This window comes from Rhizobium sp. BK418 (assembly GCF_004341105.1).
In the GTDB taxonomy this organism is placed as follows: domain Bacteria; phylum Pseudomonadota; class Alphaproteobacteria; order Rhizobiales; family Rhizobiaceae; genus Rhizobium.
The window spans coordinates 41,333-67,909 of the sequence record NZ_SLZK01000005.1 but is presented as its reverse complement, the minus strand read 5'-3'; the positions used below and the strand labels follow the sequence as shown (position 1 = coordinate 67,909).

Below are 26,577 nucleotides of genomic sequence, written 5' to 3'. Positions count from 1 at the left end.
GCGGCCGTCGAACGACTGTCATAACTCTGCGCTATCCGTCCGTCCCTTCGCGGATGTCACCCTTTCAGAGAGCGTATCATGCACATCCATATCACAGGAGCCTCGGGCTCCGGCACGTCCACGCTTGGCCTGGCGGTGGCCGAAACGCTCGGTATCCGTCATCTCGACACCGACCATTTCTTCTGGATGCCGACCGATCCACCCTTCACGACGAAGCGCGAGGCCGGGGCTCGCGTCGCGATGCTCCGGCAAGAGGCGCAGCCTGACGCCGACTGGGTGCTGTCAGGCTCGGCGCTGAGCTGGGGCACGGAATTCGAGCCGCTTTACGATCTGGTCGTCTTCCTGACAATCGATCCCATCGCACGTATGGAACGTATCCGCAGGCGTGAGGAGGAGCGCTACGGCGAACGGATCGGACCCGGCGGCGACATGGAGGTCAAAAGCCGCGAATTTATGGAATGGGCGGAGAGCTACGATACGGCGGGACCGGAGCGCCGCAGCCTTATTGCGCATAAGGAGTGGCTGAAGGTAGTGGCGAAACCGATCCTGCGGCTCGATTCCTCGCGGCCTGTTGGAGAACTTGTTGCGGAAGTGCTTCGCCACCCGGCCGTCATTGCAGGGCGGGCGCGCAGGTTGTGATTCCTCCGGTTGCGATCGCCGATAAACCTGCATGAACTGACTGCAGAAAGGTCTGCAGTCAGTTCACCAGCATTCATGGCCAGAGCGTTTTCCTGGATCGCTCGGCCAAAAATGATGCCCGCCAACGGCGTAAGATCCGGGGACTTGGCGATTTCGGTCCGTTCAAGGGTCGCTGGGCGACTTTACCGTGCCGCAACCGGCTGCATGGGGCGCAGAACGTTCATGAGCGCGCCATAGGGCAGCAGCATAATAAGGCCGACCAGCATCTTCACCACGAAGTCGCCAAGTGCCCAGGAGATCCAGCGCGGAGCTTCTGTCGAGAGAACTCCAAGGATCGGTGCGATTTCCAGTGCGAAGGGCTCATTCGGGCCGAGGAAGACGAATAAGGCTGCGAATGACAGCGAGAAGAACATTACCGTATCCAGTGCCGAGCCGATCAGCGAGCCGATGAGCGGCGCGCGCCACCACGTCTGGCGGCGGAGGCGATTGAAGACGGCGATATCGAGAAGCTGGCCGCCGAGATAGGCAGAGCCGGAAGCGATCGCGATGCGCGGCACCGAGGAGAAGAAGGACAGCGCCACACCGACGACAAAACCGGCAAAAACCACCTTGCGGGCAGCCTGCGGGCCGAACTGGCGGTTCGTCAGATCTGTGATCAAGAAGGCGATCGGATAAGAGAAGGCGCCCCAGGTCAGAATGTCGGCGAGATTGATGCCGGCAATCGTAGCGTTCAGCGGAAACTGGACGAGGAAATTGGAGGCGACGACGACGAGCGTCATCAGGGCGACATAGGCCAACGTATAGCGGGTCTTCAGCATTTTTTTATCCTGGGTGATGCCACCAGTTGGAGTAAAATTTAGGCCTAAAGGCTGGCAAAGCAAAAGGCCTGTCCGGATGTTATCCGTGCAAGCCTTTTGAAGCTTTCGAAAGACGTCGTCGAAGCTTAGGCTGCTACAGCAGCGGCTTCAGCGGTCTTCTTGACAATCTGACGGCGCAGCAGACGAGCGCGCATCGAAAGTTCGTTTTCGCTAGCCTTCAGCAGGAAGGCATCGAGGCCGCCACGGTGCTCGACGGAACGAAGAGCAGCAGCCGAAACGCGAAGACGGTAACGCTGACCGAGCGCGTCGGAGATCAGCGTAACCTGGCACAGGTTCGGGAGGAACCGGCGCTTGGTCTTGTTGTTGGCATGGCTGACATTGTTACCAGTCAGGACTGCCTTGCCGGTCAATTCGCACATGCGGGACATGGAACACCTATTCTTGTTTTTCTCGGGCCATTGGATGACAATCCGGCAACAACCAGCTGCGCAATCCATCAGGCCATGATTGGAAAGTTGCGGTTCTATAGTCAGACAGGCCGCGCCCGTCAAGCCAAACCTTGGCCTTTCCCGCAATTCTGTCAAAAAGCTGCTGTTTTCTTCGTGATGCGGCAGGAGTATAGACCGCAGTGCAAGGGCGCAAGCGGCCCCGGCAAGACAAGGCTCTCACTATGGCTCATTTTGGTAGACGGATACTAGTCTCGACATTTGCGGCGCTCCTGGCCTTGCCGGCTGGTGCAAACGAAATTCAGCACCGTACGGAATACAAAGTGGCTCTGGCTGGCTTGACGATTGCGCGGGCGGCCTTCCTGACAAAGATCGAAGACGATCACAGCTACAATATCAACGGTGATATCAAGTCGGCCGGTCTTGCCGATCTCGTGACCGACATCCTGGCCAAGACCAGCGTCACTGGTGTTGTGCGCAACGACCGACTGCAAGCGGCGAAATACGTTCTCTATTACAAGACCGGCAAGAAGGCGCGGACGTACGAAGTCAGTTACCGCAACGGCAATATCGTTTCGGCCACCACGACACCTGAGCCACGCCGGCCGAAGGAATGGATCCCGGTAACACAGAGCGATATGCGCTCCGTGCTTGATCCGATCTCGGGCCTCATCTTCACCGGCGATACCGATGTCTGCTCGCAGAAGCTGCCGATCTTTGATGGCGAGACGCGGATGGATCTCGTGCTTTCGCCGAAGGGCGACGAAGATTTCTCGACCGATGGCTTCAAGGGCAAGGCGACTGTCTGCGGCGTGCGCTTCATTCCGCGCTCCGGCTATAAGAAAGGCCGCAAGGATCTCGTCTACCTCAGCAAGAGCAATCGTATGGAAATCTGGTTTGCCAAAGCTGAGGCGGCAAATGTATATGCACCAGTCTATGTCCGCATTCCCACGGAATACGGAACTGTGACGATCACAGCTGTGAAATATAGCAGCGTGAATAGCTGACGGAGCCTTTGCAGTCTCCGCGAGGGGGACGGGTGAGGCTTCGAGCAACGTTGATCGGTTTTACGGCCATTCTCATGTGGTCGTTTCTGGCGCTTTTTACTGCCGCGTCGGGCAAGGTGCCGCCGTTCCAACTTTCGGCCATCTGCTTTGCCATCGGCAGCGTTCCCGGCATTCTCGTGCTCGTCTTAAACCCATCACGGATCGCGCTGCTGAAGCAGCCGGCGAAGGTCTGGATCACAGGCATTGCGGGCCTGTTTGGCTATCATTTCCTCTATTTCACGGCACTCAGAAACGCGCCAGCGGTTGAAGCGGGGCTTATCGCCTATCTCTGGCCACTGCTGATCGTCGTCGGTTCGGCACTGCTGCCGGGCGAGAGGCTGCGCTGGTATCACGTCGTCGGCGCTTTGGCTGGGCTTTGCGGCACCTCCTGATCGTTGGGCGCAACGGCATCGATTTCGATGGCGCCTATGCGATCGGTTATGGCGCGGCCTTTCTCTGCGCCTTCACATGGTCCGGCTATTCGCTGCTGACGCGGCGTTTCGATGCCGTGTCGACCGACGTCGTCACCGGCTTTTGCCTCGCAACGTCAGTGCTTTCGCTGTTTTGCCATCTGGGGCTTGAGACGACGGTCTGGCCGGAAACAGGTTTCGAATGGATTGCGGTGGTTGGCCTCGGTCTGTTGCCGGTCGGTGCGGCCTTCTATGCCTGGGATTATGGGGTCAAGAACGGCGATATCCAGATTCTCGGCTCAGCAAGCTATGCCGCGCCGCTGCTATCAACGCTGATCCTGACTGTCTTCGGAATTGCCGAGCCGAGCTGGCGCATTGCGCTTGCCTGCCTGCTGATTACCGGCGGCGCGGTGCTGGCCGCGCAAGAAATGTTCCGCCGCAAGCCGCAAATGCAGCCGGTGGCGGAGCAGATTTAAGCGCCCGGTTCCCAACCCGGCGGCGCCATTTCGAATTTCGAGAATTCGAAGCCTGGCGCCACTGTGCAGCCGACCAGGGTGTAGTCACCCAGCGTTTCGGCCGATTGCCACCAGTTGGCTGGAATGATCGCCTGCGGTCGCTCGCCGCCGGCAATGTTCGTGCCAAGTGTCAGCGTTTCGCTATGGCTGCCGTCTTCGGAGCAGTGCAGTGCGAGCGGCGCGCCGGCATAGTAGTGCCAGACTTCCGCCGCGTCGTGGACACGGTGCCAGTGCGAGCGCTGCCCCTTGGTTAGCAAGTAATAGATCGCCGTCGAATGGCCGCGCTCGCCGCCATTCTCGTCGCGGAAGGTCTGGATATACCAGCCGCCCTCCGGATGCGGCTGCATGCCAAGTTCGCGGATGATCTCCTCGGGAGACAGGTTGCTGGCGGCCATGCTTTAGAAATTGTCCTTGCGCTTGCGGATCTCGGCGAAAACCTCTTCGTTCGTCTTGCCTTCCATCAGCAGGTTGCGGCGGATGGCGGGATCGGCCGCGCGCAGGAAGGGATTGGTTTCCTTTTCGAGCGCCAGCGTGGTCGGAATGGTGAATTTGCCTTCGGCGCACAGCGCCTCGATTTCCGCCGTGCGGTCTTTGAGACGCTGGTTGTCAGGATCGATGGTGACCGCGAAGCGGGCATTGGAGAGCGTATATTCGTGGCCGAAATAGACCGCGGTTTCGTCCGGCAGGACGGCAAGCTTCTGCAGCGAATGCCACATGTCTGCGGCCGGACGTTCGAACAGGCGCCCGCAGCCGAGTGCGAAGAGCGTGTCGGCAGCAAAGAGTAATTTGTCGTCGACGAAATGGTAGCAGATATGGCCTGCCGTATGGCCGGGCGTTTCGATGACGTTGACCGTATGGTCGCCGAAGAGGAAGCTGTCGCCGTCCCCCATCGTCTTGTCGAGGCCGGGGATGACAACCGCCTCGTTGACTGGGCCGATGATCTCGAGGCCGTATTGTTCCTTCAAGGCGAGATTGCCTTCCACGTGGTCGATGTGGTGGTGGGTCGTGAAGATATGGGTGATGTTCCAGCCGCGACGTACGGCAGCAGCTTCGACGGCGGCCGCATCGGGGGCGTCGATCGAGGCAGTCTGACCTGTCTCCGGATCATGGACCAGAACGCCGAAATTGTCGCTGCGGCAGAGAAAAACTTCTAACTCCAAAGGTTTCATTGCTCAAATAATCCCTTATCCTCGAACTGACCGGGAATGTAGAGGTTCCGGCCTTGAAGTCCAACCGGTCATTGATAACATTTGAGATAATGCACGCCGATATCGTCGATCTTCGTCAATTCTATCATTCCGAGCTTGGGCGCATGGCCGAGCATTCGATCGCCATGGCGCTATCGTCGCTCTGGGTCCGGCTGCCCCAGGAGCGACTTGTCGGCATCGGTTATGCCGTGCCGTTTCTCGACCGTTTCCAGGCCGATACGGAACGCACTTTCGCCTTCATGCCGGCGGGGCAGGGGGCTGTGAACTGGCCTGTTGGCTCGCTCTCTTCCACGGCACTCATCTTCGACGAAGAATTGCCGCTGCCGGATTCCTCGATCGACCGCGTGCTGATGGTGCATTCCCTGGAATTTGCCGAAAGTCCGCGCGAGACGCTGAAGGAACTCTGGCGGGTGCTGGCTCCGGGCGGACGGCTCGTTATCGTCGTGCCGAACCGGCGCGGTGTCTGGGCGCGCATGGAGCATACGCCCTTTGGCTCCGGCCGACCGTATTCTCGCGGCCAGCTCACCCATCTCTTGCGTGAGACCAACTTTACGCCGGGCGCCACAGCCGAAGCGTTGTTCTTCCCGCCATCGAAGCTGCGAGCTGTGCTGCGCTTGCGCAGCGGCTTCGAGCGGATTGGCCGAACCCTGTGGCCGGCTTTTTCCGGCGTCATCATCGTCGAGGCACAGAAGCGGCTCTACCAGGGCCTGCCGGTAGCCGCCCGCGCCTCCCGCCGCGTCTTCGTGCCTGTGCTTGCACCGCACGGGGTGCCGACAACACGCAGTCTCTAGAGCATTTCCTGGTTAGAATGCTGTAACCTGACCAGAAAATGCTCTAGGCGCTGCAGCCCTCGACAAAAACGCCATTCGGCTTTAATGCCACTCAAGTCTTTCGCCGGCTTTTCGGCGATTTCCGAGGTTGATCCATGAGCGTTGAGATGAGCAAGCCCGTTCCGCGTCCCGGTATTCTGGATATCGCAGCCTATGTACCGGGCAAGGAACATGCGCCGGGTGTCGCTCGCGTCTACAAGCTCTCCTCTAACGAGACGCCCCTCGGCCCAAGCCCCAAGGCGATCGAGGCCTTCAAGGCGGCCGCAGGCAATCTCGAGCGTTATCCTGATGGACAGGCGCTTGAACTGCGCGAGGCGATCGCCTCAGTGCACGGCCTCAACCCGGCAAACATCCTGTGCGGCAACGGCTCCGACGAGTTGCTCGGACTGCTCTGCCACGTTTATCTTGGTGCCGGCGACGAAGGCATCATCACTGAGCACGGCTTCCTCGTCTATAAGATTCAGATCATGGGTGCCGGCGCCACACCCGTCGTGGCCAAGGAAAAGGACCATACGGTCGATGTCGATGCGATCCTTGCTGCGGTGACAGACAAGACGAAGATCGTCTTCATTGCCAATCCGGGCAATCCCACTGGTACTTATATTCCGGTCAGCGAAATCCGCCGCCTGCAGGCTGGCCTGCCGAAGCATGTCATCCTCGTGCTCGATGCGGCCTACGCGGAATATGTTCGCCGCAACGATTACGAAGCGGGCATAGAAGTGGTTTCCTCGAATGCCAACGTCGTCATGACCCGCACCTTTTCAAAGGTCTATGGCCTTGCGGCACTGCGTGTCGGCTGGATGTATGCGCCGGCCGAGATTATCGACGCGCTGAACCGTGTGCGCGGACCTTTCAACATGAATGCGCCGGCAATCGCGGCAGGTGCCGCGGCGATCCGAGACCAGTCCTTTGTTCAGGAGGCCGTTTCCTATAATCACCTGTGGATCGAGAAGCTGACGAGCGCATTCGAGGCGATCGGCCTGAAGGTCACGCCGTCCGTCGCCAACTTCGTTCTCATCCATTTTCCCGAGGCCGACGGCAGGCGGGCGACGGATGCAGATGAGTTCCTGACGAGCCGCGGCTACATCCTGCGTGCGGTTCGCGGCTATGGCTTTCCGAATTCATTGCGCATGAGCATCGGCCCGGAAGAGGCTAATCGCGGCGTTATCGAGGCGCTCACCGAGTTCATGGGACACAAGGCATGACAGTGCAGTTCAACCGCATCACCCTGATCGGTATCGGCCTGATCGGCTCCTCGTTGGCTCACGACATCAAGCGATTGAATCTTGCTAAAGAAGTCGTGGTCGCCACGCGCAGCGCCGAGACGCTGAAGCGCGCCGAAGAGCTGGAACTTGGCGATCGTTATACGACCTCCTCGGCCGAGGCGGTAAAGGATGCCGATCTCGTTATCGTGTCGGTGCCGGTCGGCGCCTCCGAAAGCGTGGCGAAAGAGATTTCCGGAACCTTGAAACCCGGTGCGATCGTCACTGACGTCGGCTCCACCAAGGCTTCCGTTATCGCGCAGATGCAGCCGCACATGCCTGACAACGTGCACTTCATTGCCGGCCATCCGCTCGCAGGTACGGAGAAATCGGGGCCGGATGCCGGTTTCCCCGGGCTGTTTCAGGGACGCTGGTGCATTCTAACGCCGATCGAAGGCACCGATCCGGTGGCGCTGAAGACGCTTCGCAGCTTCTGGGAAGCGCTCGGCTCCAAGGTCGATGAAATGGATGCGCAGCATCACGACCGGGTGCTGGCGATCGTCTCTCATCTGCCGCATCTCATCGCTTACAATATTGTCGGCACGGCAGACGATCTGGAGACAGTGACGGAATCGGAAGTCATCAAATATTCGGCCTCTGGTTTCCGCGACTTCACGCGCCTTGCGGCGTCCGATCCAACGATGTGGCGCGACGTCTGCCTGCATAACCGCGATGCTATCCTGGAAATGCTGGCGCGCTTCTCGGAAGACCTTGCCTATCTGCAGCGGGCAATCCGTTGGGGTGAAGGCGACAAGATCTTCGAACTCTTTACCCGCACCCGCGCCATTCGTCGTTCGATCGTTCAGGCAGGGCAGGACGTGGATGCACCGGATTTCGGCCGCCCGCATCCGCTGGAAAAGAAATAGTCATGGTGGAGATCGCGAAGCCAGGCCGGACGGACATGGAATGGCTGCTTCGCGAAGACAATCATGTCGGCGAGGAATGGGTTTCTCGCTGCATCGATCTCGGCGAATATCTTGTTGCCCGTGAGTGGGGCGAGATCATCGGCTTCCTGCGCTTTTCCCGCTTCTGGGGCAGGATTCCGTATATGGAAATGATCTGTGTGCTGGATGGCCATCGCCGATCCGGAGTCGGGACGGCGCTGTTTCTTGCTTGGGAAAAGGAGATGCGCGAGCGCGGCGCACGTCTCCTGATGACGTCGAGTGAATGCGACGAAAGCCGGCCGCAGGACTGGCATCGCCGCAATGGCTTTTCCGAAACCGGTTCTATCGAGCTGCCGGGCATCCAGACGGTGCCGGAAGTCTTCTTCCTTAAAAAGCTCGTTTAGATTGGCGGAATCTTGCCGAGCGGAATGAAGCCGCTAACCGTCGCATTGCCGTGATCGACGACGAGATCAACCGAAACCTTGTCGCCGCCGCCCGCAAGGGCTTTCAACATCTTGGTTGCGGTGTCGACGGTCGAAGCCATATTGGGGAAAGTCTCCTTGAGGCTTTTGCCCCAGGGGCCGAGCTGCTCGATCTCCAGCTTGAATTTGCCCGAGAGGAAGCCGTTTTCGTCGAAGGCGAAGGGGCCGGAAACGGTCATCACCTTGCCATCGCCAATATCGGCGACAATGCGGCGAAGCTCACCCTGCGAGCCGTGGATGCCCTGCTTGTCGGTGCCGTCGATCATCCCCGCCTTGCCAGTCAGCGTGAGGTCGGCGCTGGCGGAGAATTTTGGGAAGACTTGCGGCCAATTCTTGACCACGGCGTTGGAGTTTTCGACGGAGATAACGCCGTCGAGGTCCGCCCCGTTCTGCCGAAGCTGAATTTCGGTGCGTTCAGCATCGAAATTGACCGTCTGCCCGGTAAATGAGGAAATAGCCACGGCCTTCAGCCCATCAATGACGGTCGAGGTGCGATCGATCCCATGCGCCTTGGTGACGAGGCTCGATTGCATATTGTCCCATTGGGCATTGACCGTCAGACCTTGCGCCGTGCGGATCTCGGCCGGTGCGTCGAGTTCCCAGACGATATGGCCTGGGGCGTAGACCTGAGCGGCGGAGCGGAGCGCGCCGAAGGTCGCGGAGATACCGTTGACATTGTCATCCACATCCACCTTCGAGCAGAACAAGCCGATGCGGAAGGGGAAGCCGCGGAATTCGATATCGGAGCATTCGCCGCTGACGGCTGCATCTGCGCGCGGCGCGATCGCTGTCAGCACCGTCTGTTTCAATGCGGAGGCGGCATAGAACCAGCCGCCTGCATAAAGAGCAATCACCAGGAGGATCGCGCCGCCCAGCAACCAGAATTTCCTACCGCTGCTGTATTGGCCGCTGCCGGATTGGCTTGACGCTGCCATGATGTTCTCCAATGGTGAGAGCGAAATCTGATTTTGATCTGGCGTGCGATATGGACGAATTTTGGGTATTTGGCTACGGCTCGTTGATGTGGAATCCGGGCTTCGAATTCGTCGAGCGATCGCAGGCCCTGGTTTACGGCTACAGGCGCTCGCTCTGTGTCCGTTCTTTCGTCCACCGCGGCAGCCGTGAAAATCCCGGTCTGGTTCTTGGCCTGGACAGGGGCGGGGCCTGCCGCGGCGTGGCATTTCGAGTGGCATCGGAAAAATGGGATGAGGTGATTGAGTATCTGCGCGCCCGCGAACTCGTTACCAATGTCTATCTCGAACGGCACCTGTCGCTGCAGCTTGCCGATGGCCGCAGCGCGCGGGCCGTCGCCTATGTCGTCGACCGTGCCCATGAACAATATGCCGGCGCGTTGGATGCGTTTGCCGCGGCGCGGGTCGTCAACGTCTCGGTTGGCCAGTCCGGTCCGAACGATGCGTATGTTTTTAATACACTCGCGCATCTCAAGGAAATGGGCATTCGCGACCAGTGGCTGGAACAGGTGGTCGAGGAAGTGACGCGGCTGCGCGCGGCAGCTTAGGCAGTGGCAGCCTTCACCTTCCGCAGTTCAGCCAGCCTCTCCATAGCGGTCGGTGGCAACGGCACATGCGGATTGCGCTCCACCGTATCGATCAGCAGTTGATCGCTGGCGCGTTCCGTCACGTCGATCAGGTGGGCGAAGAAGGCGTCGGGATCCATGCCAGGCATGATCGGCGGCAGGATCTGCACTTTGAAATGACCGGGATAGCGCATGGCGCTGCGGCGCGGCCAGAACAGGCCGGGATGCATGACGACGGGTACGACCGGGAGCTGCAGGTCGCGATACATGCGGGCGATGCCGTATTTGTAGACCGGTTCGGCTCCTGGCGGGCGTCGTGTGCCCTCGGGATAGATGATGAGCTGACGGCCGGTGGCAAGCTCTTCCTTGGTGCGCTTCAGCACTTCGACCATCACCTTGCCGCGGGCGCCGCGGTCGACGGGGATCATGCGCTGCTTCTTGGCGTACCAGCCGAAGAGCGGGATCCACATGAGCTCGCGCTTCAGGATGTAGACCGGATCGTCGAGGTTGGGCAGCAGCGCATAAGTATCCCAGAAGGACTGATGCTTCGGTGAAATGATGTAGCTGCCATGCGGCAGGTTCTCGAGCCCCTCGATCTCAAAGGTCGTTCCGACGATCACCCGCATCAGCCAGTGGTTCGAGCGCGCCCAGTTCTTGGGAACGCTGTAGGCGAGTTTGCGCGGAATGATGAAGTAGATGGGGGAGAGCACGATCATCCTGACGATCAGGTTGGCGTAGAAGATCGTATTGAACAGAACGGAACGCAGGGCGATCATGAAACTTTCCCGAGGCACGGTCACGTCGACCGACCTACACGATATTGTCCGTCATAAAAAGCGCCTGATTGCCGCTAGAGCGTCCTTTGTGCGTCCATTCGGACGCACAAAGGACGCTCTAAACTCTTTGAATCTACGCATCAGGCTTTCTGAAAATCGATTCTGATTTTCAGGCCGATGCTGTAGTGCCCAAAAGCCTCAGCTCTGGCTGGCCAGGCTGGCGGAACGCAGGCCGGTATGGCGCAGGCCAACGATGTTGCGCGCACTTGCCAGCAGCACCTTGGCATATTCAGCCAGCATGACGCGTAAGGCGTTCGGATCGGTGAACCAATCGCTCGTCTTCAGATCGGAATTGACAACGGGATAAGGAATGAACTGGATGTCGGGGTCCACATAGGCAAGCTCGGCGAGGCTGCGCGGCATATGATAGTTGTTGGTGACGACCAAGATGCTCCTGTAGCCCCTGGCGTGAATCCAGTTTGAGGCTTCCTCGGCATTGCCGATCGTATCGAGCGCGTCGTAACCGATGTCGACGCAGCAGGAGAAGAGATCGGCGGAGCCTTGTGTCATCCTGCGGATCTGGTTTGGCGTGGTGGAAGGATGCGCCCCGGATATCAGCAGCCGCTTGCCGGCGCCTTTCTGCAGAAGTTCGACAGCCTGGTCGATGCGCTGATAGCCGCCAGTCAGCACGATGATCGCATCCGCCCGTGGCTCGGCAGGTGGCTTTAAGGTGGTCACCGAATCAGCAAAGCGCAAAAAGCCGACGAAAATCAGTGCTGCGACCAGAACGCAGGAAAAGCCCACCCAGCGCAAAACGCGGCGGATTGGGCCGCGCCGCGATGGGACATTCGCGGGGCGTTCAAGCTCCGGGTCCGGGCGAATCGGATTGCGTGTCGTATGGCCCATCGTCATGAATCGTGATTATACGCTGATTGCGGCGCAGAACAGACGCTTTCGTGGCAAAACGGCATGGCGCATTAATTCGGGATACCGTCCGCACGCGTCGGATCGGAGCGCAAGGTATCGATTTCATAGATCGTGCGCATAACGGTGAGCCGTGCGGTTAAGGTTGTCAGGAGCGCGATCACGATCATCGTCGCGAAGATGCCGAGATAGCCGAGCGCGCCAACTGAAAAGGTGCCGAACAGAGCCGTCGCCTGATCGGTCTCGGGTGTGGCTATCGTCCTGCTCTGCAAGAAGCCGGCGCCTGCGAAAAAGAGGGCGGCCAGTGCGCTGCCGATCGCTGAGCCCTTGAGGCTGATCTTCAGGAAATGCTTCTGGAATTCCGTCGCAACGAAGGAGCTTTCGGCACCGACGAAATGCAGCACTTCGACAATGTGGCGGTTGCCGGAGAGGACGCCGCGGGTGGCGAAGACTACCGTCAGCACCATAGCGGTAAAGACCAGCAGCAAGATGCCGGTGCCGATCATGACCGTGGTGCGAGCCATCGCAACCAGCCTGTCGACCCAGGTGCGGTGATCGTCGAGGAAAGCCTGCGGAATGCTTTCCTTCAGCAGGTCGCGCATTGCCGCAAAATCTGGCGGATTACTCTCGTCGATGGTGATGATGACCAGGCGCGGTACGGGCAATTCCTTGATATCCAGCCCGCTGCCCAGCCAAGGCTCGAGCAGACGCGCTGTGGCGGCTTCATCGACGATCTGGCCGCTCTTCGTGCCGACGAAGGTCAGCGCGATATCGCGGGCCTGAACGAGAGCCTTTTCCATATCCAGATTATCATCCGGCTTGATCTGAATGGTAATCTCTCGTGAGATTTGGCTTTCCCAGCTTGCTGCTGTCGAGCGGACCATACTGACGCCGCCGAGTGTCAGACAGGCGAGGAAGGCCATGATGGCAATCACCACAGTCAACGCATTGCCCTGAATGTTCGACGGCGGCAGGATAGGTGCCGTCGGGCGCACACGCATCTCCGGTCGCTTGGGCTGCTCGGCTGGAGCGGCGGTAGGCTGCTTGGTGCGGGTCCTGGTCGGCGTCTTAGTCATAAATATCGAGGTGCCCTTCCGAAAGGATCATGCGGCGGGCTTCCACCTGGTCCATCAGCGAGAGATCGTGGGTAGCGATCACCACGGCTGTGCCCAATCGGTTGAGTTCGAGGAAGAGGTTCAGCAGGCGCTTGGCCATAGGCGGATCGACGTTGCCGGTTGGTTCGTCGGCAAGCAGCACTTCCGGTCGGTCCATCAGCGCGCGGGCGATGGCGGCGCGCTGCTTCTCACCACCGGATAGCACCGCCGGCAACACATTGATGCGCTCACCGAGGCCGACCCATTTCAGGAGTTCTAGTACATCGGTCTTATAGGTGCTCTCGTCCTTGCCGCGCACGCGAAGCGGCAAGGCGACGTTTTCATAGGTCGTCAGATGGTCGAGAAGACGGAAATCCTGAAAGACGATGCCGACGCGACGGCGCAGCAGCGGCAGTTCCGGACGCGGGATTTCGGAGATGTCACGCCCGAACATGCGGATCAGGCCGCGGGTCGGCTGCAGCGACATGAAGAGCAGGCGCAGCAGCGTGGTCTTGCCGGCGCCGGACGGGCCGGTCAGAAACTGGAAGGACTTTTTCGGGATGTCGAAAGTCAGGTCCCGGAGGATTTCCGGGCCCATTCCATATCGCAAACCGACATTCTCGAAGTGGATCAACGGGCAGCTCAGTCTTTCGTGGTTTCACCGCATGACTTGTTAACCAACACCGTTAACAGCCGGTAAATTTTGCCGGAAAGACGCCCGTTTGATGGCGATCTTTGCGAAGCATTAACCATTGAAATTTACGACTGGGGTGGATTCGTTTCAATGCCAAGATTGTCTCAGGCAGCGAAACCATGTGGACATCCGAGAGGCCGCCACCATGGAAGCATCCTTCTTCAGACGACAGGCCGCCGGCCAGGCTTATGATTTTCTGCCGCCGGAACCGTCTATCCGCCAGGTCCGTCGCATGCCGCGAATGGATGATGTTGCGGATGCCGAGTTCGTCGTTGTCGGCAAGGCGAAGCCGCAAGGGACCCGTGCCGGAGTCCGCAATGCGAGCTTCAATGACAACAGCCGCCGTACCGCTTCGCCCAAGGCCCATCCGTCCGGTCCACTTGCCACCATCTCTGCAACCTTGCTCGGCACGGAGGTCTGGCTGCAACAGGCGTCGCTAAGAGGCTTTGCGGCACTGGTGATCTCGCTCTTCGTGCTGGTCTTCGGGCTTGCCGGCGGATTTTCCGGCTTGTCGCAGGGCGGAACCTCTCCGACCGATACGCTTCATTTCTCCCATGTGACGATCACGCCACGCGATGCCAATGGCATGCGCATCCTGCTGATCAACGGCATCATCGAGAACGATAGCGGTGTGACACAGCAGGTCAGGCCGATCCGCGCCGATCTCGTCTCCGACGAGCGGCTGACGGCCAGCATCGTCATCGAGCCGCCGACGGATGTCGTCTATGCCGGCCAGAGCCGGGGTTTTTCGGCCCGCGTACAACATGCCGGCGGCAAGCTGCCGGAGGTCCGGCTTTCCTTCATGCCTTGATAACCGGCAGGCGTTTTTAGGTTCGTCGGTGGCAAAAACCTGTCCTTGCGGGGTGTTTCGGCGGAATTAATGTGCTAACGGCTTACCCTTCATTTTATGGAGCAAGTCTTTATGCCTGTCGTGCGCGGAAAAAACATCGAGCCGCTCTTCACCGCCGAGCAGATCGCCGAGCGCAATCATTCCATGGCGCGAGAGATCGCCGCCGGGCCGACGAAAGATCTCCTGGTCATCGCCGTACTCAAGGGCTCTTTCATTTTTGCCGCCGACCTGCTGCGGGCCCTGCACGATACGGGCCTTGCTCCCGAAGTCGAGTTCATCACGCTATCGAGCTATGGCACTGGCACGGTTTCGCAGGGCGTGCGCATCGTCAAGGACATCGACAGCGACGTGAAGGACCGTGATGTCCTGCTGATCGACGATATCCTTGAATCTGGTCGGACACTGCTATTTGCCAAGGAACTCCTGTATGAGCGTGGTGCGCGCAACGTCACCATCGCCGTGCTGCTCGACAAGAGCGTGAAGCGCAAGGAAAAGCTGGAAGCAGACTATGTCGGCTTCGAGTGCCCCGACTATTTCGTCGTCGGCTACGGCATGGATGTCGCCTATGCTTTCCGCGAACTGCCCTTCGTCGGTGTGGTTACCGGCGACGCGTGAGCCGTCTCGCTTCAAGACGGCTTGTTAACCATTTCGCCGATCGGCTTGGCATGTTTACCGATCGCTAGGGAACCGCATGCGATTTCCGTCGCGGGGCATGACGACGGAGCAATGCACAGATGGCAAAAATTCTGATCACGGAAGACGAGGATTCCCTTCGCACTTTCGTAGCCCGGGCACTACGCCTTGACGGTCATGAGACCGATGAAGCCGCCGATGGGGCGGAGGGGCTGGAGAAGCTGAAGGGTGGCAGTTACGACCTGCTGCTCTCCGATATTCGCATGCCGGTCATGGACGGCATCGAACTTGCACATCAGGCCAAGGACGCCTTTCCGGCGTTGAAAATCCTGCTGATGACCGGCTATGCCGAACAGCGCGAACGGGCCGACGACCTCGCCGAAAAGATCGTCGATGTCGTGCCTAAGCCGTTCGCCCTGCCGGATATCCGCAAGGCGGTGGCACGAGCTTTGGTGGCTTAACATCTTGTGGCACGGGCGTGCCTCTGGGCACGCCAACTGCCTTTCATTTTCTCGGCATCACTGAATATCCAGCAGCCGCTCGAGATACTGTCGCTCGATCGCCTGGGTTGGATTGTTGCCGAGCTTTTCGCGGATCGCGTCCAGGATCTCCCGGGCACGCTGAACATCGATCTCGTCGGGTATCTTCACATCATTGTTCATGTCAGGCCCATCGGTCTGGCGTGGACGGCCAAGCGGATCGCGGCCGTTCTGGTTGCCCTGGCCGAGCTGCCCGTTCGGGCCTTGCTGTCCTTGCTGGCCCTGCTGTGCCTGCATCATCTGGCTCATCATGTCGCGAGCGCCCTTGCGCAAGGCTTCGAGCGCGCGGCCCTGGCCTTCCAGGGCGCTGCTGCCGTTGCCCTGGCCGAGGTCGCGGCCGGCGCCCTCCATCTCACGCTGGGCCTGACCGAAGCCTTCGCCCGGCTTCATACCCATATCGCCAAGGCTCTTCTGCAGTTCCTGCAGTTGCTTGCCAAGCGCATCCTGTTGCGAACGAAGCTGCTTTAACGCTTCGCGCAGTTGCTCTGCCGTCATCTGGTTCTGGTCGCCCGGCTGGCCTTGCTGCTGCTCCTGGCCCTGCTGTGGTTGCTGCTCGCCTTCCTCGCCCGGCATCATTTCGTCCATGTTGGGATCGCCGCGTTGCATGCGGTCGCGGAGCTGCTGGTCGAGGCGGAAAGTTTGCTCCATCAGCTTCTGCTGGTCGCGCAGGATCTGGCCGAGCTTGTCCATCTGCTGCGTCATCTGGCTGTTCTGGTTCTGCTGGCCGCGCTGCGGACGTGCCGTCTGCAGGTTGTTCATCAGTCGCTGCAGATCTGAGAGCATCTGCTGGGCAGCGTCACGATTGCCTGACCGGGCCAGATTCTCGATCTGGTCCAGCATGCGCTGCAAATCCTGCTGGCGCAGGAAATTCTGGGCATTCTGGTTCGGTTGCTGCATGGGGGCGTTCTGCAGGCGCTGGGCGAGCTCGTTCACATAGTCCTGCATTGCCTTGCGAAGCTCGTCCATCAGCTTCTTGATTTCGGCGTCGGGCGCATTGCGGTTCAGCGCATCGGCAAGGTTCTGCTGGGCATCTCGCAGCCGCCGCTCGGCAAGCGAGAGATCACCCTCCTCGATGCCGAGAGCGATATCCCAAAGATATTGCGCCGTATCCTTAAGCTGCTCGTCGCCTTTGGCAAGTTTCATGCGGGCGAGCGCGGATTCGATCAGCAGATAGTGGGTCGTGTTGGGGATGGTCTCTTCGGGCCGGATCGTCAGCGCCTCGTTGAGGGCAATCGCTTCCGGCATCTTGCGGGTATCGAGCGCAAAGGTCTGGCGCTCTTCGGCAACGGCGGCGGCAAGCGGCTCGCTGAAGGGGCGCGATGGCATGACCATTTCGTAGGGCGGGCTGCGGCCGGTCTGGCCTGCGGCATCCTTGGCGACGAGGGTAATGCGCACTCGCTTGCCGGCGAGCGGATGTTCCGTCAGGTTCTTGCTTGTCAAGCCCTTGCCGTCGCGCGCATTGCGGCGGGGAATATCGAGCTTGAATTCGGGCAGCGGATAGAGCGGCGTGGCCAAGGGGTCGGATTCGATCGGGACGATCTCTGCGTGGGCTTCCTGCACGCCGTAATCATCCTTCATCGTGAAGCCGATTTCCAACGCGCCGTTAACGGCGCGGCGTGGCATGCCGTCAAAGGCGATTTCCGGCGCCTTGTCAGGCAGCACATTGAAGCTCCAGGTGCGCCCATTTGCCTGCAGTGCACCATCCTCCTCAAGCTTCATGATGTGCGTCTGCGCCATCGATTGAGACGCGGCGGGAGCGCCCGAAGCCTGTTCGGCATTGGTGTTTGCGATTGGCTGCTGTGGCCGGCTGTCATCCTGAACGGCGATTTCTTCGCTTTCGCCATTGGCTTTCCTGAAGATCACTTTTTCGGCCGACTGGCCGCCGCTGACGCGTACCGTGAGGCTGGAGAACTGCGGAACGCCAATCGGCGCCTGCTCGCTGCCATCGGCCGTCAGATAGATCGGCGGCCGGCCGGTATAGGCAGGCGGGGTTACCCAGGCGTCAACGCGCACAGCGGGATTGCTCGTTACCTGAGCGGGAGCAGGCTGAAACGCATCGGCAATGGAGCCGCCATTGATCGACAGGGAATAACCAAAGGCGCTGACGACGAGCAGTGCCGGAATGGCGCGCAATGCGAAGCGGTCGTGCCGGGCAATATCGGGTCGCGGCAAACCGGCGTCCAGCGTCGCGATCTTCCGCGCCATGCGCGTCTGGTGTTCGCGCCACAAGGCGCGGGCGAAAGGCGTGTCGAAGGCTGGCTCATCTTCCTGCACCATGACCGGCTGGTGCGGCAGGCCGTTGCGCTCTTCGAGCATGCGATCGGCTTCAACCACCTGTGGCCAGCGAAGCTTGCGGAATGGCAGCAGCGAGGCGACCAAACCGGCGGCAAAGGCGATCAGCAGGATGATGCGCAGCCAATCCGGTACGACGCGAAAGACGCCGAACCAGGAGGCGGAGAGATAAATTGCAACGATAGAAAGGACCGGCACCGCCAGCGGAAGGACTTGCTCAGCGAAAAGCACGATGCGGGCTAGGAAACGTTTTGCCGCCACCAGCCGCGCCAGAGAGGGGTGAAGCGCGAATGCGCCTTTCTTCTTCTGCCCTGCGGGGCTTGTCATCAATCCGGTCTCCGCGATCTGGCGTTCAGGGAACACAGGGCCCTTCCGGCGATTGCTGGGCAATACGCTCGCGAAGGAAAAGGATAACACTCTTTGTGGCGAAGGCGAGGGCGAGGCCCCCCGAATACCAGTTTTTCGCCTTTGGTAGCCAAAAAGTGATTGCGACTTTCAGTCCAGCCAGGCCGGAACGGAATCGAGACCGATCAATTCCGAATAGGTGCGGCGTGGGCGAATGACGTGAAATTCGTCGCCGTTGACCAGCACTTCGGGCACCAGCAGGCGGCTGTTGTAGGTACCGGCCTGGACCGCGCCATAGGCACCGGCGGTGCTGACGGCCTGGAGGTCGCCCGGCTTCGGGGCTGCCATTTCGCGGTCGAGGGCGAGGTAATCACCCGTTTCGCAGACGGGGCCGACGACATCGGCACGGATGCGCGGAGCGTTAGCAGCCGAAATCACCACCGGCTTGATCTCATGATAGGCTTCATAAAGGGTCGGGCGGATGAGGTCGTTCATCGCGCCATCGACGATCACGAAAGTCTTCTCGCCGCCATCCTTCACATAGAGGACCTCGGTGACGAGGATGCCGGCATTGCCGACGATCAGTCGGCCGGGCTCGGTGATGATCTTACAGTTCAGCCCGCGAAGCTGGTTCTTGACGATTGCGGCATAGGCGTCCGGCAAGGGCGGCGGATTGTTGTCGTCCTTGTAGGGAACGCCGAGCCCGCCGCCGATATCGACATGGTGGATCGTGTGGCCATCGGCGCGCAACGTATTGACCAGATCGTGCAACAGCTTGAAGGCATCGTCAAAGGGCTGTAGCTCGGTGATTTGGCTGCCGATATGCATATCGATGCCGGTCACTTCAATGCCTGGCAAGCTGGCGGCGCGGGCGTAGATAGTGCGGGCACGCTCCCAGGAAATGCCGAACTTGTTTTCTTTCTTGCCGGTCGAGATCTTCGCGTGCGTGCGGGCATCGACATCGGGATTGATGCGGAAGGAGATGGGAGCCTTTTTGCCGACACGGACGGCGCGCTGGTTGAGGATTTCGAGCTCCGGTTCGGATTCGACGTTGAAACAGTAGATGCCGGCTTCCAGCGCATAATCCATCTCATGCGGGGTCTTGCCGACACCCGAGAACATGATGCGGCTCGCGGGAATACCGGCAGCAAGCGCGCGGCGCAGTTCGCCCTCCGACACCACATCGATACCGGCGCCGAGCCGACCGAGTGTTTTCAGCACGGCCTGGTTCGAATTCGCCTTCATCGCGTAGCAGACCATGGAATCGATGTCGCCGAAGGCTTCGGCGAATACCCGGTAATGGCGCTCGAGCGTCGCTGTCGAATAGACGTAGAACGGCGTGCCGACCGCCTTGGCGAGGTCAGGAACGGAAACATTCTCGGCGTGGAGAATGCCGTCGCGATACTCGAAATGGTTCACAGGAGTCTGGCCTTAGAGAAGGGGATCGAGAATAAAAGGCTTGTCGACGGAGCCTGGTTGTTTCGTCGGCTTGGAAAGATCGCCGCCCTTCGTCGCGTTGGCGCTCGGAGGATCAAGATCACCCTTGCGGCCGCATCCGGCAACGGCAAGGCCGATGACGGCAAAAACCACCGTGAGGCGGATGAAATGCGGCAAGCTCGTCTGCATGGATATCCTCATGTCGGGCACTGGCTGGCACCTTCATAGCGAAGTTTATCAGCCTTGTGCACCCTGATTGTTGAAGCTTCGTGCTCAGCGCATTTCCCGATGGTGAACAGGTTTTCGCTTTGCCCGGAAATGCATTAGTTGCGGGTACGCCAATAGGCTATCTGCTTCTTGACTTCCGATGGTGCGGTGCCGCCGAAGCTCTTGCGGCTGGCGACGGAGGCTTCGACCGTCAGCACGTCATAGACCTTCTCTGTAATGGCCGGATTGATCGCCTGCAGATCGGCAAGCGAAAGCTCCGAAAGATCGCAGCCCTTGCTTTCAGCGAGTGCCACGGCACGGCCAGTTACATGGTGAGCGTCGCGGAATGGAAGGCCCGCCTCGCGCACCAGCCAGTCGGCAAGATCGGTCGCAGTCGAATAACCGGATCCGGCTGCTGCTTTCATTCTGGCCGTGTTGATCGTCATGTCGCGGACCATGCCGGTCATGGCGGCGATCGCCAGATCGAGGCTTTCGGCGGCGTCGAAGACCTGTTCCTTGTCTTCCTGCATGTCCTTGGAATAGGCAAGCGGCAGGCCCTTCATAATTGTCAGCAAGGCGATCAGCGAGCCGTTGATGCGGCCGGTCTTGGCGCGCACCAGCTCGGCCGCGTCCGGATTCTTCTTCTGCGGCATGATGGAGGAGCCGGTCGAGAAGGCGTCGGAAAGGCGCACGAAGCCGAATTGCGGAGTCGACCAGATGACGATTTCCTCGGCAAGACGCGACAGATGCACGGCGCAGATCGCGGCAATTGCCAGGAATTCGATAGCGAAGTCGCGATCGGAGACGGTATCGATCGAATTGCGGGTCGGCTCGCGGAAGCCGAGAGCCTTTGCCGTCATGTGGCGGTCAATCGGATAGCCGGTGCCGGCAAGTGCCGCCGCACCGATCGGGCTTTCGTCCAGATGTTCAATAGCATGGCGAACGCGCGAACGGTCGCGGCCGAACATTTCGACATAGGCCATGCAGTGGTGGCCGAACGTGACCGGCTGGGCGGTCTGAAGATGCGTGAAGCCGGGCATGACGCTCTCGGCATGTTCCTCTGCACGGTCGAGGAAGGCTGCGATCAAATCGGTCAGCATCGCCTCGGTCTTCTGCAGCTCTTCCTTGACCCACAGGCGGAAATCGAGCGCTACCTGGTCGTTGCGCGAGCGGGCCGTATGTAAACGGCCGGCGGCCGCACCGATCAGGGTCGCAAGCCGAGCCTCGACATTCATGTGAATGTCTTCGAGCTGGCGCGAGAATTCGAAATTGCCGCTTTCGATTTCTGACAGGATCGTGTTTAGCCCGTGAACGATCTTGTCCTTATCGTCTGATGAAATGATGCCCTGATGGGCGAGCATTGTAGCGTGGGCAATCGATCCGCGGATATCCTGGGCAAACAGCTTCTTGTCGAAACCGATCGAGGCATTTATCTCCTCCATGATCGCATCGGGACCGGAAGCAAAACGTCCGCCCCACATCTGGTTGGAGGATTTGGTATCCGTATTGTCCTCGGCCATGGAAGATGCCCGTCCTGGAGAATGAAATGACGACAAAAAAACCCTTCGGGCTGCCGTCCGTTAAACTGATCGCAATCGCCGCCGTTGCAGGCATTGTTGCCGGTGCGGCAGCGGTATACGTGAAGGAGACGGGCATTGGCAATGGCGTCAGTGATACGGCCTCGGCCGAGTGCCCGCTGACGAAGGAGCATGCTGCCAATCTGAGCCCGCTGATGAAGGGTCAGGTTGCGGCCATGGTTGCCGCCAGCCAGCCGAAGAAGCTTGAGACCATCGCCTTCAACGGCCCCGATGGCAAGCCGATGACGCTCGATCATTTCTCGGGCAAGACCGTGCTTCTCAATCTCTGGGCCACATGGTGCGTGCCCTGTCGCGAGGAGATGCCGGCGCTGAACGCGCTGGAGAAGCAGATGGGCAGCGACAAGTTCCAGGTCGTGCCCGTCAATATCGACACCGGCGACGACGAAAAGCCAAAGGCATTCCTCAGCGAAATCGGCGTCGATGCCCTGCAGCTCTACCGGGACAACACGATCGGCGTGTTCAACAGTCTGAAGAAGGAGGGCCTTGCGTTCGGTCTGCCGGTAACGCTGCTGCTCGATGACAAGGGGTGCCTGATTTCGGCCATGAACGGCCCGGCGGCATGGGACAGCGAAGATGCCAAGGCGCTGATCAAGGGTGCTGTCGGTTCATAGCGAGCGATCAGGGGTCGCCGGCGCCGCGAATGAAGAAGATGCCGGAAAGTCCGATCAGGACACAGCACTGAAGCAGAAACATCGGCAATTCGCTCGACATGGCGTCTCCTTCCGTTCATGCAAGGAAAGCACGTTGCGAGCATTTGTTCCACTCGCCTCTTCAGGCGATGCTCGCTCAGCGGGTCGGAATTGGGGTTTCGCCGCGATAATCGTAGAAGCCGCGGCCGGATTTGCGGCCGAGCCAGCCTGCCTCGACATATTTCACCAGAAGCGGGCAGGGACGGTATTTGCTGTCGGCGAGGCCATCATGCAGCACCTGCATAATCGACAAACAGGTATCGAGGCCGATGAAATCGGCAAGCTGCAGCGGCCCCATCGGATGGTTGGCCCCAAGCTTCATGGCAGTGTCGATGGCATCGACGGTGCCGACGCCTTCGTACAGCGTGTAGATCGCTTCGTTGATCATCGGCAGAAGGATGCGGTTGACGATGAAAGCCGGGAAATCCTCGGCGACCGTGACGGTCTTTTCCAGCGATGCGACGAATTCCTTGGCGGCGGCGAAGGTCGTTTCTTCGGTGGCGATACCACGCACCAGTTCCACGAGCTTCATAACCGGTACCGGATTCATGAAATGGATGCCCATAAAGCGTTCGGCGCGGTCGGTCGCTGCGGCAAGTCGGGTGATCGACAGGGAAGAGGTGTTGGTGGCAAGGATTGCTTCCGGCTTCAGCACCGGACAGACCTGCGCGTAGATCTTCCGCTTGACGCTTTCATCCTCGGTCGCCGCCTCGATGACGAGGTCGGAAGGAGCGAGGTCGTTGATATCGGCGGAGCCGGTGATACGCGAAAGCGCTGCGCTGCGCTCTTCGTCGCTCATCTTGCCGCTCGTCACCTGGCGCGCAAAATTGCCGTTGATGGTGGCAAGGCCGGATTCGATGCGATCCTGCGACAGATCGTAGATGTGAACCTTGTATCCTGCGGCGGCCGAAACATGCGCGATGCCACAGCCCATCTGGCCCGCACCGATGATACCAATATTCTTCAACACCGCACTCATCTCCAACCCCCGCCCGGCATACACCCCCGCGCTGCCGGTATTTTTATATGAAATTGCCGGACGAAAGATCGCCCGGCAAAAGTAGTAGACCGATAGAAGACAATTTTCCAGTCATTCGCAAGTGCGAAAAGAAGTCAATCTGCCCGATCAGAGGGCTTTTTCGAGCTCCGGCAGCACGTCGAAGAGATCGGCGACAAGTCCATAGTCGGCAATCTGGAAGATCGGCGCTTCCTCGTCCTTATTGATGGCGACGATGACCTTCGAATCTTTCATGCCGGCCAGATGCTGGATGGCACCCGAGATGCCGCAGGCGATGTAGAGCTGCGGGGCGACGACCTTGCCGGTCTGGCCGACCTGCCAGTCATTCGGCGCGTAACCGGCATCAACTGCGGCGCGCGAAGCGCCGACGGCAGCGCCGAGCTTATCGGCGACTGGCAGGATGACTTCCTTGAACTTCTCGGCGGAGCCGAGCGCGCGACCGCCGGAAATGATGATCTTGGCAGACGTCAGTTCCGGACGCTCGGAGGCCGACAGTGCGTCGGATACGAAATTCGAAAGGCCGGGATCCGAGACGGCCGGGATTGCTTCGACCGCAGCCGAGCCGCCCTCGGAAGCCGAGGCGAAGGAGGCGGTGCGCACGGTGACGACCTTCTTGGCGTCGCTCGCCTGCACCGTCTGAATGGCATTGCCTGCATAGATCGGCCGCTTGAAGGTGTCGGGCGACACTACCTCGATGATTTCGGAGACCTGGGCGACATCGAGGAGCGCTGCGACGCGCGGCATGACGTTCTTGCCGGTGGAGGTGGCAGCAGCGACGATCGTGTCATAGCTGCCGGCGAGCGAAACGATCAGGTCGGCGAGCGGTTCGGCAAGGTTGTTGGCTAGCTCGTCGCTCTCAGCCAGCAGTACCTTGGAGACGCCGGAGAGCTTCGCAGCAGCATCGGCAGCAGCCTTGGCGCCCTTGCCTGCGACCAGCACATGAACGTCGCCGCCGATCTTGGAAGCAGCCGTCAGAGCCTTGGCAGTCTGGTCGGAAAGGCTCGCGCTGTCGTGGTCAGCCAGAAGAAGAATGGCCATTATCGTGTTCTCCCTTTCCAGAACTTACAGTACGCCGGCTTCGTTCTTGAGCTTGTCGACAAGCTCGGCAACCGATTTCACCTTCACGCCTGCCTTGCGGCCGGAGGGCTCTTCCGTCTTCAAAACCTTGAGGCGTGGGGCGGTGGATACACCGAAATCGGCCGGGCTTTTCTTGTCGAGCGGCTTCTTCTTTGCCTTCATGATGTTCGGCAAGGTGGCGTAGCGCGGCTCGTTCAAACGCAGGTCGGTCGTCACGACAGCCGGCAGCTTGATCTTGATCGTCTGCAGACCGCCGTCGATTTCACGGGTAACCGTGGCGCTGTCGCCATCGATCTGAATCTTGGAGGCGAAGGTCGCCTGGGCGGAGCCGAGGAGGGCTGCGAGCATCTGGCCGGTCTGATTGGAATCGTCGTCGATCGCCTGCTTGCCGACGATGATCAGGCCCGGCTTTTCGGCATCTGCAACACCCTTGAGGATCTTTGCGACGGCAAGTGGCTCGACGGCATCATCGGTCTCGACGAGGATGGCACGATCGGCGCCCATGGCGAGCGCTGTGCGCAGCGTTTCCTCTGCCTTGGCAGGGCCGATCGACACGACGACCACTTCTTCAGCCTTGCCGGCTTCCTTCAGGCGAAGGGCTTCTTCGACCGAAATCTCGTCGAACGGATTCATCGACATCTTGACGTTGGCAAGGTCGACGCCCGATCCATCCGGCTTGACGCGGATCTTCACGTTGTAATCGACAACGCGTTTGACTGGGACGAGAATTTTCATGGGGTCCTTCCTTCGAACAGAGATGGGCCTTCAATAGAGACTTCTGGGAAAATGCGCGCTCGGGCGCTGCTCCGATTGTCGAATGGCGACATGGATACGCGTTTTTCCTCCAAATACAACGCTTCCGTGACGCAGACAGTCGATTTGAATGGCAATATATTAACGTTTACGTTCACGTCAATATTATAGCTTGTCGCGCCCCCAGGGCAGGCGCGGCGGCACGGGCAGGCCTGAGGCCGTGACGCGGATAGGGATCGGCCGGTCGCGAACGGCACGAGGCGCGACGATCTGCCGGTCGAAGAGCGGTACGCCCGGCCTGCGCATAACCAGCACAAGCAGGGCGCCAGCGATGATGCCGCCGACATGCGCGCCCCAGGATACGTTGCCGCTGGGATCGATCAGCAGCATAAAGAATTGTTGGCCGACCCAAAGCAGGAGCGGGATGAACGCTGGCAAAGGCAGCGGCACGCGGAAGAAGACCAGAACCCAGACACGCACGCGTGGATGCAGCACGAGATAGGCGGCCACCACGCCCGAAATGGCCCCGGATGCGCCGACGAGCGGCGCTTCCGACGTCGTTGACAGCAGGCCGTGGCAGAGAGCGCCGGCTGCAGCGCAAAGAAGGTAAAAAGCGAGGAAGCGCAGGTGGCCCATCGCATCTTCGACATTGTCGCCGAAGACCCAGAGGAAGATCATGTTGCCGGCAAGATGCCAGAAGCTTGTATGAACGAAGGAATAGGTAATGTAGGTCGCCGCTTCCGGCACGATCTCCAGCCCTGGCGCCAGCACCGCATAGCCGAAAATGATGGCCGGTATATAGCCGAGACCGACGGTCGCACTCTGGGCAACCTGTTCACTTTCAACAGCGGTGAATATCCAGGTGGCTATATCTGCGACCATCAGGCCGAGTGTGACCCACTGGACCTTGATGTACTTCAGCGTATTAGCATCGTGCAGCGGTATGAACATGAAGGCCTGCCCCCGGGCGATCGTGATGGCTGCGACCCTATCTGTTTTTCCCGGGAACCCAAAGCACATCTGCCTTGCCGCCGTCATTTGCGTGCCGAGCGGCAACGAAGAGGAAGTCGGAGAGGCGGTTCACGTATTTGAGCGCCGCAGCGCCAACGATTTCTCCTTCGCTCCGGGCAAGCGCCACCATCAGCCGTTCGGCGCGGCGTGCAAGCGTGCGAGCGAGGTGCAAATGGGCGGCAGCGGCGGTTCCGCCGGGCAGCACGAAGGATTTCAGCGGTTCCAGATCGCTATTCAGCCGGTCGATATCCTGTTCCAACCGCGTTACCTGGCTTTCGACGATGCGCAGCGGCTCGTAGGCCGGCGGCTCCGCGGTTTCGGGTGTGGCGAGATCGGCGCCGAGATCGAATAGGTCGTTCTGGATCAATGCCAGCGTGGCATCGAGTTCAGCAAGATTTGCTGTGTGCAGCCTTGCGATACCGATTGCGGAATTGGTTTCGTCGATCGTTCCGTAGGCTTCGACACGAAGATCGTGCTTGGTGCGGCGCGGGCCGGAGACAAGCGCCGTCGTGCCGTCATCGCCGGTTCTGGTGTAGATTTTGTTGAGCCTTACCATCGCCGGC

At 59.9% G+C, this 26,577-nt stretch carries 29 protein-coding genes and 1 pseudogene; 12 read left to right on the top strand and 18 right to left on the bottom strand.

Going from position 1 to position 26,577, the window contains the following annotated elements; genetic code table 11:
• Positions 1 to 75: 75 nt before the first annotated feature.
• The gene (locus EV281_RS20185) at positions 76 to 639 is read left to right on the top strand and encodes an AAA family ATPase (RefSeq protein WP_132655592.1); all 564 of its coding nucleotides are present in this window, start codon (positions 76 to 78) and stop codon (positions 637 to 639) included.
• 182 nt (positions 640 to 821) lie between these two features.
• Here the strand turns inward: EV281_RS20185 and EV281_RS20180 are convergent, their stop codons facing one another.
• On the bottom strand, positions 822 to 1,457 hold the full coding sequence (locus tag EV281_RS20180; RefSeq protein ID WP_132655590.1) for a VUT family protein: 636 nt from the start codon (positions 1,455 to 1,457) through the stop codon (positions 822 to 824).
• 125 nt (positions 1,458 to 1,582) lie between these two features.
• Positions 1,583 to 1,885 (bottom strand): 50S ribosomal protein L28, encoded by a 303-nt coding sequence (gene rpmB, locus EV281_RS20175; RefSeq protein ID WP_112545549.1) that lies wholly within the window; start codon positions 1,883 to 1,885, stop codon positions 1,583 to 1,585.
• Positions 1,886 to 2,127: 242 nt separating this feature from the next.
• Between rpmB and EV281_RS20170 the strand changes: the two genes are divergently transcribed.
• On the top strand, positions 2,128 to 2,910 hold the full coding sequence (locus tag EV281_RS20170; protein ID WP_132655588.1) for a DUF3108 domain-containing protein: 783 nt from the start codon (positions 2,128 to 2,130) through the stop codon (positions 2,908 to 2,910).
• A 32-nt stretch (positions 2,911 to 2,942) separates the two neighbouring features.
• A pseudogene (locus EV281_RS20165) lies at positions 2,943 to 3,835 on the top strand (EamA family transporter).
• On the opposite strand, the gene EV281_RS20160 reads toward EV281_RS20165, so the two are convergent.
• Together EV281_RS20160 and gloB are read right to left on the bottom strand one after the other, a co-directional pair.
• Positions 3,832 to 4,254 carry a cupin domain-containing protein gene (locus EV281_RS20160; protein WP_132656279.1) on the bottom strand — a complete coding sequence of 141 codons (423 nt, stop codon included), beginning with the start codon at positions 4,252 to 4,254 and terminating at the stop codon, positions 3,832 to 3,834. The pseudogene EV281_RS20165 and the gene EV281_RS20160 overlap by 4 nt on opposite strands.
• A gap of 18 nt (positions 4,255 to 4,272) precedes the next feature.
• Entirely contained in the window at positions 4,273 to 5,043 is a 771-nt protein-coding gene (gene gloB / locus EV281_RS20155) for a hydroxyacylglutathione hydrolase (protein ID WP_132655586.1), read from the bottom strand.
• 53 nt (positions 5,044 to 5,096) lie between these two features.
• Between gloB and EV281_RS20150 the strand changes: the two genes are divergently transcribed.
• The 4 genes from EV281_RS20150 to EV281_RS20135 all read left to right on the top strand — a co-directional run bounded on the left by EV281_RS20150 (position 5,097) and on the right by EV281_RS20135 (position 8,462).
• Positions 5,097 to 5,873, top strand: a complete 777-nt coding sequence (locus tag EV281_RS20150) for a class I SAM-dependent methyltransferase (protein WP_132655584.1) — start codon at positions 5,097 to 5,099, stop codon at positions 5,871 to 5,873.
• A 146-nt stretch (positions 5,874 to 6,019) separates the two neighbouring features.
• A complete protein-coding gene (gene hisC / locus EV281_RS20145) occupies positions 6,020 to 7,117 on the top strand; it encodes a histidinol-phosphate transaminase (protein WP_184327655.1) in 1,098 nt (365 codons plus the stop codon).
• A complete protein-coding gene (locus EV281_RS20140) occupies positions 7,114 to 8,040 on the top strand; it encodes a prephenate/arogenate dehydrogenase family protein (protein WP_132655580.1) in 927 nt (308 codons plus the stop codon). The genes hisC and EV281_RS20140 overlap by 4 nt, the downstream gene beginning before the upstream one ends.
• A 2-nt stretch (positions 8,041 to 8,042) precedes the next feature.
• Positions 8,043 to 8,462, top strand: coding sequence for a GNAT family N-acetyltransferase (locus tag EV281_RS20135; protein ID WP_132655578.1), 420 nt, complete (start codon positions 8,043 to 8,045; stop codon positions 8,460 to 8,462).
• Here the strand turns inward: EV281_RS20135 and EV281_RS20130 are convergent.
• Positions 8,459 to 9,475 carry a DUF2125 domain-containing protein gene (locus EV281_RS20130; protein ID WP_132655576.1) on the bottom strand — a complete coding sequence of 339 codons (1,017 nt, stop codon included), beginning with the start codon at positions 9,473 to 9,475 and terminating at the stop codon, positions 8,459 to 8,461. The genes EV281_RS20135 and EV281_RS20130 overlap by 4 nt on opposite strands.
• A 50-nt stretch (positions 9,476 to 9,525) precedes the next feature.
• Between EV281_RS20130 and EV281_RS20125 the strand changes: the two genes are divergently transcribed.
• Positions 9,526 to 10,059 carry a gamma-glutamylcyclotransferase gene (locus EV281_RS20125; protein WP_132655574.1) on the top strand — a complete coding sequence of 178 codons (534 nt, stop codon included), beginning with the start codon at positions 9,526 to 9,528 and terminating at the stop codon, positions 10,057 to 10,059.
• On the opposite strand, the gene EV281_RS20120 is transcribed toward EV281_RS20125, so the two are convergent.
• The 4 genes from EV281_RS20120 to ftsE all read right to left on the bottom strand — a co-directional run bounded on the left by EV281_RS20120 (position 10,056) and on the right by ftsE (position 13,505).
• The gene (locus EV281_RS20120; protein WP_132655572.1) at positions 10,056 to 10,853 is read right to left on the bottom strand and encodes a 1-acyl-sn-glycerol-3-phosphate acyltransferase; all 798 of its coding nucleotides are present in this window, start codon (positions 10,851 to 10,853) and stop codon (positions 10,056 to 10,058) included. The genes EV281_RS20125 and EV281_RS20120 overlap by 4 nt on opposite strands.
• A 198-nt stretch (positions 10,854 to 11,051) precedes the next feature.
• Positions 11,052 to 11,765, bottom strand: coding sequence for a YdcF family protein (locus EV281_RS20115; RefSeq protein ID WP_207896883.1), 714 nt, complete (start codon positions 11,763 to 11,765; stop codon positions 11,052 to 11,054).
• Positions 11,766 to 11,830: 65 nt separating this feature from the next.
• On the bottom strand, positions 11,831 to 12,853 hold the full coding sequence (locus EV281_RS20110; protein WP_132655568.1) for an ABC transporter permease: 1,023 nt from the start codon (positions 12,851 to 12,853) through the stop codon (positions 11,831 to 11,833).
• Entirely contained in the window at positions 12,846 to 13,505 is a 660-nt protein-coding gene (gene ftsE / locus EV281_RS20105) for a cell division ATP-binding protein FtsE (protein ID WP_132655566.1), read from the bottom strand. The genes EV281_RS20110 and ftsE overlap by 8 nt, the downstream gene beginning before the upstream one ends.
• 205 nt (positions 13,506 to 13,710) lie before the next feature.
• Here ftsE and EV281_RS20100 point away from each other — a divergent pair, with 205 nt between their 5' ends.
• The 3 genes from EV281_RS20100 to EV281_RS20090 all read left to right on the top strand — a co-directional run bounded on the left by EV281_RS20100 (position 13,711) and on the right by EV281_RS20090 (position 15,509).
• Complete coding sequence (locus EV281_RS20100; RefSeq protein ID WP_132655564.1) at positions 13,711 to 14,376, top strand: hypothetical protein; 666 nt, start codon at positions 13,711 to 13,713, stop codon at positions 14,374 to 14,376.
• A gap of 111 nt (positions 14,377 to 14,487) precedes the next feature.
• Positions 14,488 to 15,030, top strand: a complete 543-nt coding sequence (gene hpt / locus EV281_RS20095) for a hypoxanthine phosphoribosyltransferase (RefSeq protein WP_132655562.1) — start codon at positions 14,488 to 14,490, stop codon at positions 15,028 to 15,030.
• Between the two features lie 119 nt (positions 15,031 to 15,149).
• A complete protein-coding gene (locus EV281_RS20090; RefSeq protein WP_132655560.1) occupies positions 15,150 to 15,509 on the top strand; it encodes a response regulator in 360 nt (119 codons plus the stop codon).
• A 57-nt stretch (positions 15,510 to 15,566) separates the two neighbouring features.
• Here EV281_RS20090 and EV281_RS20085 read toward each other — a convergent pair whose 3' ends face one another.
• The 4 genes from EV281_RS20085 to argH form a co-directional block, all read right to left on the bottom strand.
• On the bottom strand, positions 15,567 to 18,206 hold the full coding sequence (locus tag EV281_RS20085; RefSeq protein ID WP_132655558.1) for a TIGR02302 family protein: 2,640 nt from the start codon (positions 18,204 to 18,206) through the stop codon (positions 15,567 to 15,569).
• 168 nt (positions 18,207 to 18,374) lie between these two features.
• Complete coding sequence (gene lysA, locus EV281_RS20080) at positions 18,375 to 19,643, bottom strand: diaminopimelate decarboxylase (protein ID WP_132655556.1); 1,269 nt, start codon at positions 19,641 to 19,643, stop codon at positions 18,375 to 18,377.
• A 12-nt stretch (positions 19,644 to 19,655) separates the two neighbouring features.
• Complete coding sequence (locus tag EV281_RS20075) at positions 19,656 to 19,850, bottom strand: lipoprotein (RefSeq protein WP_132655554.1); 195 nt, start codon at positions 19,848 to 19,850, stop codon at positions 19,656 to 19,658.
• Between the two features lie 134 nt (positions 19,851 to 19,984).
• Positions 19,985 to 21,388 (bottom strand): argininosuccinate lyase, encoded by a 1,404-nt coding sequence (argH, locus tag EV281_RS20070; protein WP_132655552.1) that lies wholly within the window; start codon positions 21,386 to 21,388, stop codon positions 19,985 to 19,987.
• Between the two features lie 26 nt (positions 21,389 to 21,414).
• Between argH and EV281_RS20065 the strand changes: the two genes are divergently transcribed.
• Complete coding sequence (locus EV281_RS20065; protein WP_132655550.1) at positions 21,415 to 22,077, top strand: TlpA disulfide reductase family protein; 663 nt, start codon at positions 21,415 to 21,417, stop codon at positions 22,075 to 22,077.
• A 175-nt stretch (positions 22,078 to 22,252) separates the two neighbouring features.
• On the opposite strand, the gene EV281_RS20060 is transcribed toward EV281_RS20065, so the two are convergent.
• From EV281_RS20060 to EV281_RS20035, 5 genes are all read right to left on the bottom strand, one after another.
• A complete protein-coding gene (locus tag EV281_RS20060) occupies positions 22,253 to 23,134 on the bottom strand; it encodes a 3-hydroxybutyryl-CoA dehydrogenase (protein WP_132655548.1) in 882 nt (293 codons plus the stop codon).
• 147 nt (positions 23,135 to 23,281) lie between these two features.
• Positions 23,282 to 24,211 (bottom strand): electron transfer flavoprotein subunit alpha/FixB family protein, encoded by a 930-nt coding sequence (locus EV281_RS20055; RefSeq protein WP_132655546.1) that lies wholly within the window; start codon positions 24,209 to 24,211, stop codon positions 23,282 to 23,284.
• 24 nt (positions 24,212 to 24,235) lie between these two features.
• On the bottom strand, positions 24,236 to 24,985 hold the full coding sequence (locus EV281_RS20050; RefSeq protein WP_132655544.1) for an electron transfer flavoprotein subunit beta/FixA family protein: 750 nt from the start codon (positions 24,983 to 24,985) through the stop codon (positions 24,236 to 24,238).
• A 183-nt stretch (positions 24,986 to 25,168) separates the two neighbouring features.
• Positions 25,169 to 25,954, bottom strand: coding sequence for a rhomboid family intramembrane serine protease (locus tag EV281_RS20040; RefSeq protein ID WP_132655542.1), 786 nt, complete (start codon positions 25,952 to 25,954; stop codon positions 25,169 to 25,171).
• Positions 25,955 to 25,991: 37 nt separating this feature from the next.
• Positions 25,992 to 26,570, bottom strand: coding sequence for a cob(I)yrinic acid a,c-diamide adenosyltransferase (locus EV281_RS20035; protein ID WP_132655540.1), 579 nt, complete (start codon positions 26,568 to 26,570; stop codon positions 25,992 to 25,994).
• Positions 26,571 to 26,577: the final 7 nt, after the last annotated feature.